Consider the following 14,314-nt stretch of genomic DNA (forward strand, 5'->3'; position numbering starts at 1 on the left):
ATGAGGAAACTTTCAGTTCAGGCATATAATCATAATGTTCTTAATGAACTTATTTTCAATCTTTCATTAATAATATTGTCAGAGAAATTTAACTCTATTCCAAAAATAAAGATTGAGGAAGAAGATTTAAAGAAAGGTATTTGGATAGCTTCAATTTTATGCACTAGTAATGAAGAATCACACAGAAGAAAAGGACAGCTTTTTTCTTCTCTATTGTTCTTAAATTTTAAAGATAATATTGAAATTTTAAAGACTTGCTATATTCTTTTTTCAAGATTAGGGAATTTAACAGCAACAAAGTTTTTAGATGGGTTATATGAACAAAAAGAAAAAAACCCAATCAATCTTAGGTCTAAATATGAGTTTGGGAGTTTCATAACAAATGAGTTGATTCACGAAAGAGAGAGTAGAATAATTGAAGCATCAAGCAACTCCTATTTGATTACTGATTTCCAAAAAGAACTTTGGAAAGCATTAGAAAAACATTCTGAAATATCTATTTCAGCACCTACATCATCAGGGAAATCTTTTATTATTAAGCAATTCATTTTAAATCAATTTTCAAAAACACAAAGCTTTAGAGTATTATACATTGTGCCATCAAGAGCACTTATTAATCAGGTTGGTGAAGAATTCAAAGCTGAAATTGGCAATGATGTTCATATAAAAACATCATATGTAGAAGAAAATGAAATATCAGATAAGGAAATTTACGTTTTAACTCCTGAAAGATGTGTTAAGTTTTTAAATAGCAAATTAAAAGTAGATTTTATATTTGTTGATGAAATTCAAGGGGTAGCAGATATATTTGGTAGGGGGTTAACATTTGAATATGTCTATAATGAAATCCCTCACTGTTTTCCTAGTGCAAAACTTATTACTGCTGGTCCAAATATTGATTACCCAGAAAAAACTTTTAAAGAGATTTTTGAGAAAGAATCATTTTCTGTCATTACAAAATTGTCACCTGTATTTCAGTTTAAAATAATAATGAAGATACTCCAGAATTTTCAATTTGAAGTTGAGCTAAAAACTGAAAGTGGTAAATCTCAAAAATTTATTCAAGATTTAGGATTTGACTCATCTAAAACATCAACATTAGGGTCTACTATTGCGAATCTGGTAAAACACATAGCTCCAAATGATTTTAATATAATTTTTGTTCAAGATGGTAATTTAGCTCAAAATTGGGCTTTGAAATATGCTCAAATAACTGAGGATGTTAATGATTTAGATGAAGAGGTAAAAGAATTAATTGATTTCTTAAAAGAAGATATTCATAAAAAATATTTTTTAATCGAATGTTTACAGAAAAAGATTGCTTACCATCATGGAAGTCTTCCAGATATAGTACGAAAAGAAATAGAGGAGCTATTTGCAAGTGAGAAAATAACTAATATTTTTTGTACTTCAACATTGTTAGAAGGGGTTAATTTACCCGCTAACAACCTTTTTACGATGCAGCCTAAAAAGGATTCTGAGCCATTAAACAAATTTGAATTTGGAAATCTAATAGGTAGAGCTGGAAGATTGCAATCATCATTATATGGTACTGTTTATTATCTTGAAAAGGAGAATGATAAAATAAAAGCTAGTGATTATTTTGATGCAGAATACAACAAAGAAATTGAAATTTTCTCTTCATATGCCTTAAATGAGTTGGATATTAATGATTTGAAACTACCAATTAATTTGATTGAAAAGGAAACAGCTACTTCTACATCCACAGCAAAGCAATTATCCGTTTTTTTAAGGCATAAATTTTTGAAAGGAGAAAATCATGCTTTGAAATATCTAAAAAGTAAAAAGCTAAGTATTAATCAAGTTGATTTAGCAATGAGCTATTTAAGAGATACTTTGCGGTCAATATCAGTACCTATAATTGTATTAAATAACAATCCCTCTATTGACCCTATTTTGCAGAATGAGCTTTACGACAAAGTTGTTAAATCAAATATTAGAGACTGGGTGATTAATAAAAACTCAAATTACAATGAATTTTTAACTTCTGATGAAATAATTAATATATCATATCACAATAGACCCTTTTATTGGCAATTTGTAGATTTAATAGAAAGGCTTGATTCTATATTCTCTATAATTGAAGAAAGTAAAGTAAAGTACAAGAATTGGGTATCAGCACGTTCAATGTGTTATCAATCAAAAAAATGGTTAAGTGGTGAACCAATTGGAAAAATAATCAATAGTAATATTAATTATTTAGAGAGCAGAGATAAAATTGATTCTAATAGTATAGATGATATCAATAGCGTTATTAATAATACTATAAAATTCAATTCAACTATAACTACTTATCTTCTGCCTAAGTATATTAAAGTTTTGGTTGATATTTTAAATGTTGTACTTAGTGATAGTCAGAAGGAAGAATATAAACTAACTCTTAGCCTTCCAACAATGTTAGAGCTTGGGACACAAGAAGGGGCTATTATTAGATTAATTTCATCAGGGATATCAAGAAATGTTGCTATAAAGATTTTTGATGTTTACAAAAAAGAGACAACTAAAGAATTCAGAGAAACTTATGATATATTAGAATGGCTTTCTTCAAAAAAGGAAATAAATGGATTAAAGCCTATTTATAATAGATATCTAAATAGGCTTAAAGTATTGAAAAATGATTAATTACCTATTTTGCCCTATACTTTCAACTTGTATTAATTCGTGTATAAAAGGAATGTAATAGCCCCTTCCATATCCGGTTCTATTTTTACCATTTTTAGATTCACTATAGTCTTTAAGTAGTTTTTTTAATTCTTCTATTGAACTGACATCAAAAATGTTTTTTACTTTATTAAAATGTCTTTCAGAGCTCATTTTTTCAAAAAAATCATTGTTTCCAGTTTCTTTGTAAACATATGTGGCAGGAAACCAATTGTCTAAAGAATGTCCATTAGAAAATAATTCTCCTATATAATGACATAATGTGTCAGCAAAAATAAAATCATTCTTGCTTACCTTGTCTGAAAGATTAGTTATTACAAAATGTCCGAATCCTGAAGACCTATTATACTTTCTTAAAATGTAATTTTCTATATTTTGATGATATTCATAAATTTCTGTAAACCTTTTTGTTTCAATTTGCCCATAGTTACTTTTAAAGTAATATTTTGAATGAAACAAATCTCCAACTAAACTATAATTTTTGTTTTTCAGGCATATTGTAATAGTGTATAAAAAAAGTTCTTGAAAAATCACTTTGAAGTTATCGTAGTTATTTGAATTCCAACTTGTTGACTCGTCTTTTGGTCTATTGTAAATAAGCTTTTTTTCGAAAAAGTTAATCAATTCGTCAACATCAAGATTGTTCTCTGGTTTAGTTGTAATATTTAAGAACTGAATAAAATCTTCTCTTAGGATTTTATATGAAATCAAGTTGTTAAACAGCTCTTCTCCAAAAGTATCAATGTCATATGCGTTGCTTTTAAATTCAAACTCCCATAAAGCATCTAAAAAAGCATCTAAAAAATCAGAGGAATAGCTGTTGATTTTTTCAGGGTGTTTCTTTATTTGGTTTTCTAATGTTCTTATGATTGAATTTGTAGGTGTGTTGTTAATAACAGATTCTGTTATATATAATGGTACATTAGTGCCTAATTTGGGCATTGGAATAGCAGGAGCCTCTAATATATTTCTCAAAAGTTCTTCATAACTATCTTCAAAGAACTCCTCATTTGAAAAATCAATATATTTTCTTGAGCTTAAAAAAATTGGTAGATATGGATTATTGTTTTCATCTCTTTCAACAACAATAGGTATAAACTTTTCTTGTTTTTGATTATTATATATTTCAGGGGTAATGATTTGGGTTTCAGTTCCAACCCCTCCATTTCTACCATCTGCCTTTTCTTTATAGTTTTTATCGCAAATAATTAAAACTCTATATATGTCATCTGATTTGACCATTGATTCCATAAATTCATGAATATCATGACCATCTTTTAGACTCCACTTGTCCAAGATTGTTAGAACAGTATTAGACATTAATCTCTTGCCTAAATTCACAACCCATTCTTGATGCTCTTTATTGCCCCAGCTATAAGAAATAAAAACTTTTTTATTCATATTCAAGTTCATTTGAATTAACCCTTTATTTATATTTTATGCACTGTAAACCTACTCTTTTTAACTATAATTGTTCTGAAACAATACTACCTATAATACAAGCATTTTTATCTAAAATTTCAAAGTCCATGGTTGACCAGTAATCAATTATAACAGATGTCTTAATCAGTATTAATGCATCTTTTTCGTCAAGTTTTGCTATCCCGTCTTCTTGATTTGACCAATAATCAGGTCTTTCATCAAATTTCTTTTTTGCTTCATCATCATCAATTTCTTTCACATCTATATATAAATGCTGTTGCTCCCAATTATCATTTGTCTTGTATTTTAATACTATTGTGCTTTTCAAATCACAGACAAGTATTTTATTTCTGAAATTGCTATTAGAATGTTTAAAAACAGAAATATTATCATATTTTCCAGCAAATTCAGATTTTAAAAACTTGTCTTCAATATTGCTTTCAGTTTTTGGAACAAAAAGAGGATTGTTTACAAATGCGTTTTTATCATATCTGTATCCATAAGGGATTAAAATTAATGAAGGAATGAAACCCCTATTTTTAAGTTCAGAGATTGAATCATCTAAAATTTTTACTAATTCTTTATTGTGAAGAGTAGTGACTTCTGATTCAGCAATATAATTAAAAAATAAATCGTTTTCCCATCTCGCAATTCTACTTCCCATGTCATTCATTCCATATATTTCTTGATAGTTTTTCCCATCAATAAACATCATTTTTGCTCTTTCGAAGAATAAATGTTGTCCAATATTTTTTAGTTTTATTGTATCATCACTTATTAATTTTGAGGCATTAAAAAAATCGAATAAATTTCTTATAAATTTGGTTGATTTCCATGTTTCCGCGACACTTTCTTTAAATGAATTTATTTTTTCAAGACTCAGTTTAGTGCCTGCAATTTCATTCTCAATTTGACTTTTGTTAACTCTTTTAAGCAAAGCAATTTTTGAAATGAGTTCTCCTGCTTTTTTATTTAATTCTTCCTCATTCTTAACGTTGAGTATCTCTTTCCATTTATCAATATTTGCTACTAAATGACTTTGAAAGTGTTTTAAACGGTCTAATAAGAATTCAGAATCTTGAATTTCTGTTTTAGAATATTTATTTGGATTTACTGAAAAAACATTTCCTCTAATTTGTTCAATGAGAAAGCCTAAAACCAGCCAGTCTGAAGGCATTGGAGGAGAATAAACTTTACCTGACCTTCTTTCAGTGTAATCCCAATCTTCCCATCCCATATATCTACTCCCGTATAACTGGTTACTTCTGAAGAATAAAATATCACTTAAAGATTCTTCAGGGTCATAATAGTAAATTTTTATTTCTGATATAAATTTTAATGTCGTGGATGCATCTATTTTACCTGTATTAAATAAGAAAAATATCCAGTATTTAATACCTGTCAATAAATGACGTCTATAATTTGAAGGCTGGATTCTAATATTATATTCTTGTTCTATTTTCTCCTTCTTGACTATCTCTATATGAGGATTGTAAAAAAGTTGGTTCCTTAAACCAAATGTATTGCGTTCATCACTAATCTGCTCAATCTCTTCAATTGCAAATTTGAATTGAGTAAAATCTGTATTCTTAACCATGTAATATAGAAGTTTGCTAAAACTTTTATATGTAGAATAGTAGAAATCATTTAATACAACTAATTTTTGTAAGTCATCAGAATGCTTTCTTTCATGAAATGATATGTTGTACCATATTATTTCTTTTAATGTCATTGAGCAATTTCTTGAAAATCTCAAATACAGTTTCTCTAATGAGTTGTTTTTTGCGAACTCACTATGCGTGATGTAGTAAGTTATGTTTGGAAAGTCAATATATTCATTGAATTGTTTTAATGATTCATTTTTTATACTCAGGCTTAAAACCTTTCTAATAAATGTATTTATTACTTGTACACTCTCAATGTTGTTTTTCTCTATTGATTTATACAGTGAGCTGTAAATGTTAGAATAAATACCTTCAGTTAATTTTAATGACATTATAATTGATATTTAATTTCTATTTCATACAATTCATAATAGGCATCTAAGATGTCTTCTAAGTCTTTGTGATTGCCATTTGAAGAATATTCGTCAATCTTTTCATCAAAAAAAGTTCTTGCTAAATTGTTGTTTTCACTTTCTTTATTTCTTACTTTTTTCAATGTAAAACATTTTTTCAATTTATTTTTTGATTTTTCATCAAGGTCTATTATCGATTCATGAGGGCTGGTTGTTATATCTCCAATGAATAATTCTTTGTATGATAAATCTTTTGTTTTACTGTTTTTTACAATTTTAGCGATTCCTTCTATATCTATATCATATACAACTTTCCTTTCTACTTCTTTTGGTTGTTGTTTGTCATCATAATAGCCAACATCTACTTTTGTTGAATTTGAGATGTTAAAATTGTTCCAGAAATCATATTTTTTTAATCCTATGCTTTGTAAAGTATCATTGAAAATCTGTTTGCTTGTTTTCTCCAATAAATGAAGCTTAAGATGTTTATAGGCTTCACTTGTTAATTCCCTTCGAAATAATTTTTTTATTTCATTTTTGTTTGAAAATTTAATGATTGTTGCAAAAAGGGAACCTATTACAAAAAGAACCACAATAGCGAGATATGTTCCAGTTAAAACTAATCTCACGAATAAAAACTCATTTAAATGGTCTCTTAAAGTGGATAGTATTATAAAAAAACCAATAACAGAAAGAATAAAGTAGATGATAGGGTATAGATAAGACTTTTTAAATAATAATCTATAAGCAAAAGGCTCTTTAACAGCTAAATTGTTTATCATAAATCCAACAACTACTAATGTAATACTTATGATAGTAGCAATGTTACTGGCTCTTTGGTCTACTAATATTTTTGCTGTCTCATATTTTATTTCAAGAATATTTAAGAAATTAATGTTTAACAACCCTGAAATTATATATATAGATAAAACTGTAAGAATTACAATCCACCAATTTTTACTTTCTACTATCAACTCTGAAAATCTGAAACATAAATTTTTCCAACGAGATTTGTATAACTCATTGTAGTTTTTTTTGATTTCTGAATGTGTTCTGTTTCTTAGCCAACTTTTCTTGAACATGTCTTTATAAACTATTAGTTCAAACAAAAATAGGGAATTTTACTACTTATGGTTTTTGATGTCAGTTACTTTTTTTTTAAAAAAATTACATGATTGATTTGTACACGTAGGCTTCCCTCTCAAAACACCCACCCCCTCACTAAGTCAATCCAAAGCCCCCACCCATACTAAGCAATGATAAAATTATACCAGCAGGAAAAAGATATGTGTATTTAAACATCTTTTCAGTTCTATAACAAAGTCATTGCATTTATTTCTAACTCAAAAATTAAATAGTATGGTAAGAATTGTAAACTATCAAAAAAGAATGTCAGAGAACAGTAAGGAGTTTTTTGTTCTCGAAATCCAGTCAGGGATAACAATGGTTAAATCCAAAGAAACTGGCAAATTCTATGCAACAGCCAATAAGGCTACTATTTCATCAACATTTGATGAAGTTGCTTGTAAGGCTTTAATTGGAACTGAAATGCCGGGAACAATTGCAAAAGTAGCTTGTGAACCTTATGAGTATGTCATTAAAGACACTGGCGAAGTAATCACACTTCATCACAGATTTGAATATGTTGATGAAGTTGAAGCAGCAACTCCAGCAGTTGAAAAATCAGAATTTACAGTTGAGGAATTAGTAGGTAATATTCCATTGAGAAACAGCTTCTCATCAAATGGAGTACTTCAACACTAATTCAATTGTTTAATCAGTAATGTTCTGAATAATTGTTCATGTAAAAATGAATGATTGTTCAGAACTTTTTTATATCATGGAAAATACACTTGCAGAAATACAGGTTAGTTACAATACAAATAGTAGGGTAAAACCAATAATTACAAGCAGTCATGCTGCTTATGAACTATTACAAGCTTCTTGGACTGCTGGTACAATGGAACTACAGGAAGAATTTAAGGTGCTTCTCTTAAATAGAGCTAACAATGTTTTAGGAATTTACAACATGTCAAGAGGTGGAGGTGGAGCAACTGTCGTAGATGTTAAACTACTCTTTGCAGTGGCTTTGAAATGCAATGCAACTTCAATTATCATCAGCCATAATCATCCAAGTGGTAAACTTGAACCAAGTTCTACAGATAAAGAGATAACTAAGAAAATCAAAAGTGCATCAGAGTTTTTAGAAGTGAAGCTACTTGACCACATAATTGTAACAAAAAATGGATATTACAGTTTCGCAGATAATGGGATTTGTTAACTTATATGTATTTGTTCTCCTGGTCTAATACAGCCAAATTGCTATTCATTTTAAAACTTGTGAAATGTTCATATTATTATTAATAGCGATTTCTTAATTTTATCACACAAGATAACTCTTTATGATTCCTAAAAAGTTTAATGACTATCCCATTGAGTACCAACAGGCATATTTCAAGAGAATACTCTTCTTGGAATATCCTTTTACAATTGATGATATAACAGACTACGAGAAGAATATTGATTTCAAGCTACTCTCAGACAATCACAACATTAATTGGGATTCAGAGATTTTGGAGAAGTTTAAAGATAATTGGGATTGGGAAGTATTACAGAACAATCCCTTTGTTAAAGCTTATTACAATCTATATCTATTAGCGCCTGAAAACGAATCAGTTTCAAAAGTTGCCTGTAAATGTGATTTGCAATTAGGATTCTGCAATAAGAAACGTATCTGTTATACTGAATATGACAGAGAAGCTATCAAAAACATTAAAAGGGAATGGGAACACAAAAAGTATAGAACATTTATTGGCTATGCAATTGAAGATGGATATATCAATACTGATAATCTGAATATTTTCTTGATTAATGATGTAGTCTTTTCATTCTCGAACATTGCTGACCATGAGGATGGCTTTTACCAGCAAAAAGAAAACCTGAATTCTTTAAATGAGGGGATTGATAAAGATGAAATACCTTTTTAGAATCTGAATAATTCCATAAGTTCAACTTCAAGTCCTTTACTAACCTTATCTAAAGTAGTTAAAGTTAGATTTACTCTTCCAGCTTCAATTCTTGACATATTACTTTTCTCATAGTTGCATTTAGCAGCCAAGTCTTGTTGGGACAGATTCTTTTCTGTCCTTATTTCCTTGATGCGTTTGCCCACTTTTTTGTGAACTGTATTGTCGAATTTTAGCAATTTTTAGTTGTTGTTTATGACAACTCAAAATTTGTGTTATTTTTGCTTAGTTGGTTATCATGTGAGATAACTATAAATCAATCTATTATTATGAAAAAAAGTATCTATTTACTCTTACTTCTATTATATGCTTTCAATATGTATTCTCAACAAAAAGATGAAAATCATACAAAAGGTCTCAGATTCCTTATTGAAGGAAACTATAAAGAAGCGATAAGTCAATTTACATTGTCAATTGCTAAAAATCCAAAAGACTCAGAATCTTATGAATTAAGAGGAAATGCTTATATGGGAATAAATGATATTTCAAAAGCAATGACTGATTTAGCAAAAGCAATTCAAATCAATAAGAATAATATAAATGCATACAAAACACGTGGAATCTTAAAGATGAACCTGCAAGATTATAGGGGAGCTATATTGGATTTCGATGTTGTTGTCAAAGACCATCAAAAAACTCTTAAAAGTGATGTGTTTGGGGATGTATTAAAAGACTTGAATGCTGAAGCATATGCATATAGAGCTTTGTGCAAATTAAAACTGGATGATAGTCAAGGAGCTATGCAAGATGCTGAAGAAGCAATCAAATATAAACCCTATGAAGGAATAGCTTATTATGTCAGAGGATTCTATAGATTAAATTCGGGAAATAAAAATGAAGGCTGTATGGATTTAAGTAAAGCAGGAGAATTGGGCTATCAAGAGGCGTATCAACTTATTCAGAAATACTGTAATTAAAATTAATATTATGAGAAACTTATTCAAGACAATTTTTCTACTGTTTACATTAATTATGCTTAATGGCTGTAGTTCAAATGATGAAAGTAGTAATTCAAACCTTAGTGTAGAAGAACAGGCATTATTAGGGACTTGGAAATATGTTGCCTATGGTCATGTCAATTCAAATGGAACAGAAACTGTTTCAGCAGTAAACAGTCAATGTTTAAATACTCATATTTTTACCTCTGATAGAAATATTAACTACAGAAGTTATTCTTCATGTTCAGAATATTATGAAGAAGATGGAACATGGACTTTAGTAAATGGATTACTTACACGCACATTTCCTCAAACAGTAACTGTTATTCAAAAGGACAACATTACATTCATTAATCCTGATAAGATAAAACTCTTTGAAGTTGGAAACACAACAGATTTCGTTATTTATGAAAGAGAAGGTAGTACAATAGTAGATACAAGCTACAAGATTGAACTAACTGGAAACTATCAAACAGATTGGTGTGATGCAACTGGTAATACATCAAAAGTAACATTTGAATTTTTGCAGGATGGTAATGTTGTTGCAACCCAAAATGCACAAAGCAACATTGAACAAGCTTTAACAGTAAGTAGGGATTTAACAGGTAATGTAATTGGTATTAAACTCAAACTTACAGACTACAATCCAAGTAATTTAAATTCAGGTCTTGGTGAGGGATTTGATAGTTTGCATTTAAAAGTTACAGGGAATCAAACTCAAGATGTGCTAATTGATACTAACCCTAATGCATGGTTAGTTAATTGTGCTGATATTTGTTATGAGATTAATTTACTATTCAACACAAGTACAGAGCAATTAACAGTTAATAGTTCGTGGCATTAATATCTTTAATTATAATTTCAAACCACCTTTTTGAGGTGGTTTTTTTATTCTATGAAAAAGAAGCTGCAAGTTCTTGAAAAGTTCAAGATTGGAGAACAGTACTATCTTAATGAATTTAATGTTGAGTGGTTAGGGGAGATAGACTGTTATCTTGGTTTAAATTTTCAAGTTTATAAATATCTTGAAAAAGATGTTAAAGTAGAAGGGATTTTTCTATTCTATAATTGTGATATTCTTAGTTTAATTATCACTTTAAAAAGTGCATCAAAAGATGATGAAATTGCAAATAGTGAAGTCAAGAAAACAAGAAGGAATATTTTCTTCAAATGTTTTTTATATGATAATATGACTTATACTGTTTACAGTTGTAAAAAAAGCTTAGTATTGTCTGGGTTGGATTTAATAATTGGGTCAAACATAGGTCAAACATTCTTAATTTAAAGTGATAATAAAAGTTAACAAGTGAAAAGTGAAATCTTTGAAATCCCTTTATTTATAAGCATTTGTTAAAATAAGTTAACATACTTACTTTGACTGGCAGTCAAGAGGTCGTGGGTTCGAGCCCCATCTTCTCCACAAAAAAAACCGCAACTTTTTTAAGCTGCGGTTTTTGTTTTTTAGGGTGTACGATTTTGTACGGTGATTTTGTTTTATTCCGGATTTGCAACGGTTTTGTATAATCCCAGTAGGGCATTCAAGTATCGGTTTTCTAAAATGATTTCATTGATTTGAGAACCAATCAGTGCATTTTCCCTCGAGTTGATGATGAACAGGGAACTTTCTCCCATTTCAAACAGGCGATCTTCTGCATTTAAAAGCGTGTTGTAGTCTTTTACCAGGTTAGTATTGTAATCGCGCTGTTTTTCTAAGGAGATGATTTCCTGTTGTTGTGATTTGAATTTATTTTCCAGATTTTTTCGTTCGAACTGCAAACCAAATTCCGAGTCCTGAATTTTAAGGTCGGCCAATTTAACGCCGGCTCTTTCTTTTCTTAAAAACACCGGAAACGAAAAGTTGAGTCCGATTTTATAATCTTCAAAACGATAAGTATCGATATAGCTGGGTTCGGATAAATAATGGTAACTCAAATCCAGTTTGGGTAAGAGAGAATTGGCTTTTTGTTTTCGCTCTACTTTTAATACTGCAATTTTTGCATCCAGAGCTTTGATTTTCGGATGATTGTCCAAGGAAATAGGGTTGAGTTCGTTTATCCGCAGGGTTTCTTTAAGAGTTTTAGAAAGAAGGCTTTCGGGTTGTAAATTGTCATTTAGCTCCAGCGGAATGTTGTTTTCCAACCAAACATAATTCGACAACTCCAATTTGGCCTTGGTTAGTTTTAGTTTGGCTTCTTCGAGATGTAATCGTCTTGTTTTTACCGCAATTCCGGCTTCCACACTGTCAATGGACGGTTTGTCACCCTCTTCTATTAATTTCGAAACCCCTTCGTAGCGTCGTAAAGCATTTTTCAGATAGGTTTCATAGAGTTGCACCTCGTCAAAACTTCTTTTCCAGTGCATATAACTCACCGCTGCGTCATAAATAACTTCGACAACCTGAAGATTTCGCTCTGCGGTGTTTAAACTGCGGGCAATTTTTGCTTTTCGGATATCGGCCATGCGCTGATTGATGAGCAATCCCTGACCAACGGGCACCGAAACCCCAAACGATGTCAGACCGCTATTGGGTAAGGTGTTTTCCGGATTCACATACATGCCTTCTGCATTGTCGAATCCGGCTTTTAGTTCAATGCCATACCAGGTGGGAATTTTGAAACTGCTGTTGAGCAATGAATAATATTCCTTGCCTTTGAATTCCTTTTCTTTGAAATCGACTTCAATTTTCGGATCGAAAGCACCGCGAGCCTGCATTAAATTAGCCTGAGCTTCATTCAGTTTTAAATCGGCTTGTTTTACCAAAGGATGGTATTTTTTGACATACCCCAAAAACTCATTGAAGCTGAATTCGGCCGCGTTGTTTTGGCCGAGTACTTTTATACTGCAGCAAAGGAAAAGAATTACATATAACAGTTTCGTTTTCATTACTTTTTAGTGTTTTCGGTTGCTTTTGCCTGATAAAAATTAGGAGGGAAACCGTTTAAGGTACGCCAAATTTCAAACCAAATCGGCACATTGCTTAGAAGTGCCAGTGTTTGGGTTCCGGCACCAATGCTCAATTGCTCCGGCCATTTTTTATCTTTTGGATCGGGGGCAATCAGGATGCGGTATTTGCCGTTCGGACTGATGAAATTTTCTTTAGCGACAATGACACCACCAAACGTTCCGAATGAAACATCGGGCCAACCGCTAAATACAATTGTGGGCCAGCCGTCAAACCAAACGCGTACTTTCTCTCCTTGGTTAATCAATGGGAAATCCACCGGTTCTATGTAGGTTTCAACGGCAATCTCAAAACGCGCCGGCATAATGCTGACAATCGGAGTGCCTTCTTTAATCGTTTCACCAATTCCGGATTGTAACGCTCGATTGACATACCCGTCTTGCGGTGCGGTAATGTAGTACATCCCGTTTCTGATTTGGTAATTTTTGTATTGGTTTTTCAGTTTGTTCACCTGAGCTTCGGTGTCAAATTGCGAACTCAGGGCGGTTTGTTTGTCACTGCTGGCTTTTGCGTTTTTTTCAGCATATTCCGCATTGATCCGGTTCAGCTCCATTGTGGCGTTTAAAACCTCATTTTTACTGGCAATGTATTTGTTTTCCTGAGTGATGATTTTCGCTTCCGTTTCCTGCAATTTCATTCTTTTTTCCTCTACATCGGTCATGGGTTTCAGCCCTTCTTTGTTTAAGTTTACCGAACGGTTGAATTGTGTTTTTGCGATTTTCAGTTGGGTTTTGGTGGCTTCAAAATCGACACTGTCACTTTGTACTTTCAGATACGCTTGTCTTAATTTGTTTTGCGCTTGCTTTAATTTCAGGTTTTTCTCGTTCTGAATCGCACTCATCTGATTTTCCAGGGCATTTACTTTATCGGCATAGGACTGCACGGCATTTTCTTTGGCTTTAACCTGATTTCCGGTGTTTTCAACCAAATTAGGATCCAGATAGTCTTCTTTGATTTCCGAAATAAATAAAATAGTATCGCCTTTTTTGACAAAATCTCCTTCGTTGATGTACCATTTTTCGATTCGGCCGGCGATGACCGTTTGTATGGTTTGCGGTCGTTGGTTCGGTTTTAAAGTAGTAACATTTCCGGTTCCCTGAATGTTTTGTGTCCAAGGAAGGAAAAGAAAGAGCACAACAAGCACCACAAAAGCCCAGATAATTTTACGGATTACCTTGTAGTACTTTTGTTCTTTTAAAATGGCAGTCGATTTAAATTCATCAATTTTTACGAATTGGTCAATTCTGTTTTTTGTGATATTGAGCAT

13 protein-coding genes are annotated in these 14,314 nt (G+C 31.1%); 7 read left to right on the forward strand and 6 right to left on the reverse strand.

What is annotated here, in order from left to right; all coding sequences use genetic code 11:
• Nucleotides 1-2,643 (forward strand): DEAD/DEAH box helicase, encoded by a 2,643-nt coding sequence (locus FCR2A7T_RS06500; RefSeq protein WP_023570485.1) that lies wholly within the window; start codon nt 1-3, stop codon nt 2,641-2,643.
• On the opposite strand, the gene FCR2A7T_RS06505 is transcribed toward FCR2A7T_RS06500, so the two are convergent.
• From FCR2A7T_RS06505 to FCR2A7T_RS06515, 3 genes are all read right to left on the reverse strand, one after another.
• On the reverse strand, nt 2,644-4,083 hold the full coding sequence (locus FCR2A7T_RS06505; RefSeq protein WP_023570486.1) for a toll/interleukin-1 receptor domain-containing protein: 1,440 nt from the start codon (nt 4,081-4,083) through the stop codon (nt 2,644-2,646).
• Between the two features lie 64 nt (nt 4,084-4,147).
• The gene (locus FCR2A7T_RS06510; RefSeq protein WP_023570487.1) at nt 4,148-6,100 is read right to left on the reverse strand and encodes a hypothetical protein; all 1,953 of its coding nucleotides are present in this window, start codon (nt 6,098-6,100) and stop codon (nt 4,148-4,150) included.
• Nucleotides 6,100-7,230: a hypothetical protein gene (locus FCR2A7T_RS06515; protein ID WP_131473103.1), complete on the reverse strand. Its 1,131-nt coding sequence runs from the start codon at nt 7,228-7,230 to the stop codon at nt 6,100-6,102. Before FCR2A7T_RS06515 ends, FCR2A7T_RS06510 begins: the two co-directional genes overlap by 1 nt.
• A gap of 250 nt (nt 7,231-7,480) precedes the next feature.
• Between FCR2A7T_RS06515 and FCR2A7T_RS06520 the strand changes: the two genes are divergently transcribed.
• The 3 genes from FCR2A7T_RS06520 to FCR2A7T_RS06530 all read left to right on the forward strand — a co-directional run bounded on the left by FCR2A7T_RS06520 (nt 7,481) and on the right by FCR2A7T_RS06530 (nt 9,108).
• A complete protein-coding gene (locus FCR2A7T_RS06520) occupies nt 7,481-7,885 on the forward strand; it encodes a hypothetical protein (protein ID WP_023570488.1) in 405 nt (134 codons plus the stop codon).
• A 76-nt stretch (nt 7,886-7,961) separates the two neighbouring features.
• Entirely contained in the window at nt 7,962-8,402 is a 441-nt protein-coding gene (locus FCR2A7T_RS06525; RefSeq protein ID WP_023570489.1) for a JAB domain-containing protein, read from the forward strand.
• Between the two features lie 121 nt (nt 8,403-8,523).
• Complete coding sequence (locus FCR2A7T_RS06530) at nt 8,524-9,108, forward strand: hypothetical protein (protein ID WP_023570490.1); 585 nt, start codon at nt 8,524-8,526, stop codon at nt 9,106-9,108.
• On the opposite strand, the gene FCR2A7T_RS06535 is transcribed toward FCR2A7T_RS06530, so the two are convergent.
• Nucleotides 9,105-9,293, reverse strand: a complete 189-nt coding sequence (locus FCR2A7T_RS06535; protein ID WP_240471461.1) for a helix-turn-helix domain-containing protein — start codon at nt 9,291-9,293, stop codon at nt 9,105-9,107. The genes FCR2A7T_RS06530 and FCR2A7T_RS06535 overlap by 4 nt on opposite strands.
• A 123-nt stretch (nt 9,294-9,416) precedes the next feature.
• Here FCR2A7T_RS06535 and FCR2A7T_RS06540 point away from each other — a divergent pair, with 123 nt between their 5' ends.
• Genes FCR2A7T_RS06540 through FCR2A7T_RS06550 form a run of 3 tightly spaced genes read left to right on the forward strand, consistent with a single transcriptional unit; the run spans nt 9,417 to nt 11,370 of the window.
• A complete protein-coding gene (locus FCR2A7T_RS06540) occupies nt 9,417-10,064 on the forward strand; it encodes a tetratricopeptide repeat protein (RefSeq protein WP_023570492.1) in 648 nt (215 codons plus the stop codon).
• Nucleotides 10,065-10,074: 10 nt separating this feature from the next.
• The gene (locus FCR2A7T_RS06545; RefSeq protein ID WP_023570493.1) at nt 10,075-10,929 is read left to right on the forward strand and encodes a hypothetical protein; all 855 of its coding nucleotides are present in this window, start codon (nt 10,075-10,077) and stop codon (nt 10,927-10,929) included.
• A gap of 51 nt (nt 10,930-10,980) precedes the next feature.
• Nucleotides 10,981-11,370, forward strand: a complete 390-nt coding sequence (locus FCR2A7T_RS06550; protein WP_023570494.1) for a hypothetical protein — start codon at nt 10,981-10,983, stop codon at nt 11,368-11,370.
• A 209-nt stretch (nt 11,371-11,579) separates the two neighbouring features.
• On the opposite strand, the gene FCR2A7T_RS06555 is transcribed toward FCR2A7T_RS06550, so the two are convergent.
• Together FCR2A7T_RS06555 and FCR2A7T_RS06560 are read right to left on the reverse strand one after the other, a co-directional pair.
• Nucleotides 11,580-12,968: a TolC family protein gene (locus FCR2A7T_RS06555; RefSeq protein WP_035117670.1), complete on the reverse strand. Its 1,389-nt coding sequence runs from the start codon at nt 12,966-12,968 to the stop codon at nt 11,580-11,582.
• Nucleotides 12,968-14,314, reverse strand: coding sequence for an HlyD family secretion protein (locus FCR2A7T_RS06560; RefSeq protein WP_023570496.1), 1,347 nt, complete (start codon nt 14,312-14,314; stop codon nt 12,968-12,970). The genes FCR2A7T_RS06555 and FCR2A7T_RS06560 overlap by 1 nt, the downstream gene beginning before the upstream one ends.

It is taken from the genome of Flavobacterium cauense R2A-7, from assembly GCF_000498475.1.
Classification (GTDB): Bacteria; Bacteroidota; Bacteroidia; order Flavobacteriales; family Flavobacteriaceae; genus Flavobacterium; species Flavobacterium cauense.